This window comes from Nonomuraea sp. NPDC050451 (genome assembly GCF_044458585.1).
Window position 1 is genome coordinate 1 of sequence record NZ_JBITHZ010000094.1, and the last position, 4,976, is coordinate 4,976.

The following is a 4,976-nucleotide window of genomic DNA, read 5'->3' on the forward strand; positions in this document are numbered from 1 at the left end:
AGACGTCCTGCACCAGGTCCTCGGCCTCGGTGGCGCTGGCCAGCATCCGGTAGGCGATCCCGAACAGCCGCGGTCGCACACCGGCGAACACCGCCACCGCCTGGTCCAGATCAGCCACCGCCATCGCCCCCTGCTCCGGCGTCCCCCTCGTCGGAAGTGCGATTTCTGGACTGTTACCCCCTGAGCAGCGCGGCCAGGCCGGCGGCGAGGTACAGGTCAGGAAGATTTCTGCCTGTCACAAATCACGGTGCTATCCGGTCTTGCTCTCCGTAACCGCTTTCCACACATGCGGCCAAAGGAGCACCATGCACTCGCCAGAGCATCGGATCGCCACGTCCGTCCTGGTCATCGGCACCGGAGGAGCCGGGCTGCGGGCCGCCATCGAACTCGCCGAGCGCGGGGTCGGCGTCCTCGCGGTGGGCAAACGACCGAAGGCCGACGCGCACACCTCCCTCGCGGCAGGCGGCATCAACGCGGCGCTGGCCACGATGGACCCCGAGGACAGCTGGCGGCAGCACGCGGCGGACACCCTCAAGGAGAGCTATCTCCTCGCCAATCCGCAGACCGTGCAGATCGTCACCGAGGGGGCGGCGCGGGGCATCGAGGACCTTGAACGCTGGGGCATGCCGTTCGCCCGCGAACAGGACGGGCGCATCTCGCAGCGCTTCTTCGGCGCCCACACCTACCGGCGAACCGCCTACGCCGGCGACTACACCGGGCTCGAGATCCAGCGCACCCTGATCAACCGCGCGGCGCAGCTCGATGTCCCCATCCTCGACACCGTGTACATCACGCGCATTCTCGTGCGCGACAATGCGGTCTTCGGCGCGTACGGGTTCGACCTGACCGACGGCAGCCGCTACGTCATCCACGCCGATGCGGTGATCCTGGCCGCCGGCGGGCACACCCGGATCTGGCGGCGTACCTCCTCTCGCAGAGACGAGAACACCGGCGACTCCTTCCGCCTCGCCGTCCTGGCCGGCTGCCGCATCCGCGACCCCGAGCTGGTGCAGTTCCACCCCTCCGGTCTCATCGCGCCGGAGAACGCGGCCGGCACCCTCGTCTCCGAAGCGGCGCGGGGCGAGGGCGGAATCCTGCGTAACGAGCTGGGCGAGCGGTTCATGTCCAGGTACGACCCGGAGCGGATGGAGTTGTCCACGCGCGACCGCATCGCCCTGGCCGCGTACACGGAGATCAAGGAAGGCCGCGGGACCCCGAACGGCGGTGTCTGGCTGGATGTGTCGCATCTGCCGCGCAAGACGATCATGACGCGGTTGCCGCGCGTCTACCAGACGCTCCTGGAACTGCAGATGCTCGACATCACCAAGGACCCGATCGAGATCGCGCCGACCGCGCACTACTCGATGGGCGGGGTCTGGGTGCGGCCCGAGGACCACAGCACCGGGGTCGACGGCCTGTACGCGATCGGCGAGGCGGCCAGCGGCCTGCACGGCGCCAACCGCCTGGGCGGCAACTCGCTCATCGAGCTCCTCGTCTTCGGCCGCATCGTCGGGCAGGCGGCGGCCGGGTATTCCGCGGGCCTCGACGCCCAGCGCCGCTCGGCCGAGGCGCTCGACGCGGCACGGGCCGAGGTGGACGAGCTCCTGGCCGCGGACGGCCCCGAGAACGTACGCGCCCTGCAGCGAGCCCTGCGCGACATCATGACGGAGCATGCCGGCGTGGTGCGCGACGAGGGCGGCCTGCGCAAGGGCCTGGCCGAACTCGCCGCCCTGGAGGCGCGCGTCGCCGACGTCGGCGTGCATCCGGATCTGGCCGGATTCCAGGACCTGGCCCACGCCTTCGATCTGAAGTCCGCGGCGCTGGCCGCCCGCGCGACGGTCGAGACCGCGCTTGAGCGTCGCGAGACCCGCGGCTGCCACAACCGCTCCGACTACCCCGAGCTCGACCCTGCGCTGCAGGTCAACCTGGTGTGGTCCGGTCCCGGATCGGTGGACAGGGAGGCCATCCCACCCATTCCGGCTGAGATCGCGGCGCTCATGCGCGAGGTCTCAAGCGTCGGAAAACTCGTCGAATAGCAGCACATTCCCCTGATGAGAGGACAACGATGAACCGCCCTGTGGTCGTAGGCGTGGACGACTCCGAAGAAAGCCTGCGAGCCGTGGAGTGGGCCGCCGGCGAGGCCGAACGCCGCCGGAGGCCGCTGCACATCCTCCACGCCTTCATCTGGCCCCTGCTGGGAGCACCCCTCGGACCGGCGCCGGGGGCGCCCCCGGAAGGCGGCCTCCGCCACGCCGCCGAACGCGTGCTGGCCACCGCGCTGGCCCGCGCGCAGACCGCCGCACCCGGCGTCGAGGTGAGCACCGGCCTGCCGGAGACCGAGCCTGTCACCGCGCTGCTGCACCACTCTCACCAGGCAGAGCTGCTCGTCGTGGGCAGCCGCGGGCTCGGCGAGATAGGCGGCCTGCTGCTGGGATCGGTGGGCGCCCGGCTCGGGACGGAGGCCGCCTGCCCGGTCGTCGTCGTACGCGGGCCCCTCACGCCGCACGGACCGGTCGTGGCCGGCATCGACGACGAGGGCCAGGCGGTGCTGCCCTTCGCGTTCGAGTACGCCGCCCGGACGGCGAACACCCTGATCCTGGCGCACGTCAGCGCCGAAGGATCAGGCACGGTCCTGCCCGAGCACGTCCTGGACCGGTGGCGGGAGCGCTTCCCCACGGTCACGATCGTCCAGGAGCCGCTCACCGGCCACCCGGGCAAGGCACTGCTGCACGCCTCGTCCCAGGCGTCCCTGCTGGTTGTCGGCTCCCACCACCGCCACGAGCTCAGCGCGCTGGTGCACGGCTCGGTCAGCCAGGCCGTCCTGCACCACGCGACCTGTCCGGTGGCGATCATCCAGGTTCAGCGGCCGGCCGAATCATCGCGATGAAAAGGAAAAATTTCGCGACGGCTGTCACAAGCCTGAAGGCTGCCCTGTCTTAGCTGGCGACCGGTCGGCACACGGGTGCCCCGGCAGAGAGAAAAAGGGGGCGCCATGAAGGTCGTCGTGGTCGGTGGAACCGGTCTGATCGGGTCGAAGCTGGTGGCCAAGCTGGGGGAGCACGGTCACGAGGCGGTGGCGGCGGCACCGAGCACCGGTGTCAACACCCTCACCGGTGAGGGGCTGGCGGAGGTGCTGGAGGGTGCGCAGGTGGTGGTCGACGTGTCGAACTCGCCGTCGTTCGAGCCCGCGGCGGTGATGGAGTTCTTCGAGACCTCCACGCGTAATCTGCTGGCCGCGGAGGCGGCGGCCGGGGTCGGTCACCACGTCGCGCTGTCGGTGGTGGGTACGGAGCGGATGCCGGACAACGGCTACTTCGCGGCGAAGATCGTGCAGGAGCAGTTGATCGAGAAGTCGGGGATCCCGTTCTCGCTGGTGCACGCGACGCAGTTCTTCGAGTTCGTGCGCGCCATCGCCGACGCGGCCACCGACGGTGACACGGTGCGGATCGCGCCGGTGCAGTTCCAGCCCATCGCGGGCGAGGAGGTCGCCCAGGCGGTCGGCCGGGTCGCGGTGGGGCAGCCGCTGAACGGCCGGGTCGAGGTGGGCGGCCCCGAGAACGTCCGGATGGACGAGTTCTTCCGCGACGCCCTGGCCGCCTGGGGAGACCCGCGCACGGTGGTCAGCGACCCGCAGGCGGGCTACTACGGCAGCGTGCCGGGCGAGCGGACGCTGGTGCCGGGCGAGGGCGCGGTCGTCGGCACGATCCGCTACCGCGACTGGGCCGGCCAGAACGCCGCCGGCAAGTAACGCGCCCCAGGCAGGAGTTACGCAGTGACCGCATCGGCGATGGTCGCCGAGTTCGATGATGTCGCCGGCTGGACCGCCGACGCCGTCGAGCAGCTGGGGGAGCGGCACGCCATACCGGCTGCCTGCCGTGGCAGCGCGAGCCCGGCGGCACTGGCCTGGCTGGCCGAGGCGTGCGAGCTGTCGGCCGGCATCAGGCTGCTGGACGTGGGCGCGGGCGCCGGCGGGCCGTCGGCCTGGGCCGCGGAGCGGTTCGGGGTCCGGCCGATCCTGCTGGAGCCGATGCCGGCCGCATGCCGGGCCGCCGCCCGGCTGTTCGGGCTGCCGGTCATCGCGGGGGACGGGCGGCGGATTCCGCTCCGTGCGGGATCGGCGGACGCCGCCTGGTGTCTGGGGGTGCTGTGCACCGTACAGGACAAAGCCGCGGTGCTCAGCGAGATCCACCGGGTGCTGAAGCCCGGCGCCTCGCTGGGGCTTCTGGTGGTCGTGGCCCGGGGTCCGCAGATCCTTCCGGTCCCGGACGGCAACCGCTTCCCCACCCAGGGGGAGCTTCTCGATCTGCTCGCCGGCGCCGGGTTCGAGATCGTCGAGCAGATCTACCCGCCCGGCGGGACGCCGCGGTCCTGGTCGCGCCGTGCCGAGCAGGTCGCCGCGGTGATCGCGACCCGCCATCGGGCCGAGCCCGCGTACGCGCTGGCGGCCCACCAGGGTGAGCGCTTCACCCGCCTGTTCGCCTCCGGCCAGATCGCTGTACGGCTGATCCACGCGGTCAGCCGGTCTGCCGGGCATCCACTCAAGCCACGTATGGAGGAATGATGAGCGCTCCCAGCGGCGAGGACGACTTTCTGTATGAGCTCGAGGTCGAGGTCGAGGCCGAGGTGACCCTGGTCGAGTCGAGCCATCCGGAGGAGGTCGCCGAACTGCCGGTCACCGAGTGGCTGTTCGACCCGACGGACGCCGAGCGCGAGGAGATCGGCCTGCGGGGTCTGCTCGACGCGGTCGAGGTCCTTGAGGACGGCTCCCGGCCCGGCGATCACGTTGCCTGAAACGCCCCCTTTCGACACCCAAGGCAGCTGATGAAACACCTGGAACAGCAGCGAACACGGATCGACACCCTCGACAGCCTCCGCGAGCACCTGCAGTGGGCGATCGAGCTGGAACACGCGACCCTGCCGCCGTACCTGTGCGCGCTGTACTCGCTCGACCCCGAGCGGAACCCCGAAGCCGTCGA

At 70.9% G+C, this 4,976-nt stretch carries 7 protein-coding genes; 6 read left to right on the forward strand and 1 reads right to left on the reverse strand.

What is annotated here, in order from left to right; all coding sequences use genetic code 11:
- Positions 1-124 (reverse strand): sigma factor (locus ACIBI9_RS67605; RefSeq protein ID WP_397239606.1); only part of this gene is annotated, 124 nt, incomplete at its 3' end.
- A gap of 181 nt (positions 125-305) precedes the next feature.
- Between ACIBI9_RS67605 and ACIBI9_RS67610 the strand changes: the two genes are divergently transcribed.
- From ACIBI9_RS67610 to ACIBI9_RS67635, 6 genes are all read left to right on the forward strand, one after another.
- Complete coding sequence (locus ACIBI9_RS67610) at positions 306-2,036, forward strand: L-aspartate oxidase (protein ID WP_397239596.1); 1,731 nt, start codon at positions 306-308, stop codon at positions 2,034-2,036.
- Between the two features lie 29 nt (positions 2,037-2,065).
- Positions 2,066-2,887, forward strand: coding sequence for a universal stress protein (locus ACIBI9_RS67615; protein ID WP_397239598.1), 822 nt, complete (start codon positions 2,066-2,068; stop codon positions 2,885-2,887).
- 105 nt (positions 2,888-2,992) lie between these two features.
- Positions 2,993-3,748, forward strand: coding sequence for an SDR family oxidoreductase (locus tag ACIBI9_RS67620; protein ID WP_397239600.1), 756 nt, complete (start codon positions 2,993-2,995; stop codon positions 3,746-3,748).
- Positions 3,749-3,772: 24 nt separating this feature from the next.
- Positions 3,773-4,561 (forward strand): class I SAM-dependent methyltransferase, encoded by a 789-nt coding sequence (locus ACIBI9_RS67625; protein WP_397239602.1) that lies wholly within the window; start codon positions 3,773-3,775, stop codon positions 4,559-4,561.
- Positions 4,558-4,791 carry a hypothetical protein gene (locus tag ACIBI9_RS67630; RefSeq protein ID WP_397239604.1) on the forward strand — a complete coding sequence of 78 codons (234 nt, stop codon included), beginning with the start codon at positions 4,558-4,560 and terminating at the stop codon, positions 4,789-4,791. Before ACIBI9_RS67625 ends, ACIBI9_RS67630 begins: the two co-directional genes overlap by 4 nt.
- Positions 4,792-4,821: 30 nt before the next feature.
- Positions 4,822-4,976, forward strand: a 155-nt coding sequence (locus ACIBI9_RS67635; protein ID WP_397239608.1) for a ferritin-like domain-containing protein, incomplete at its 3' end; no start/stop codon positions are given.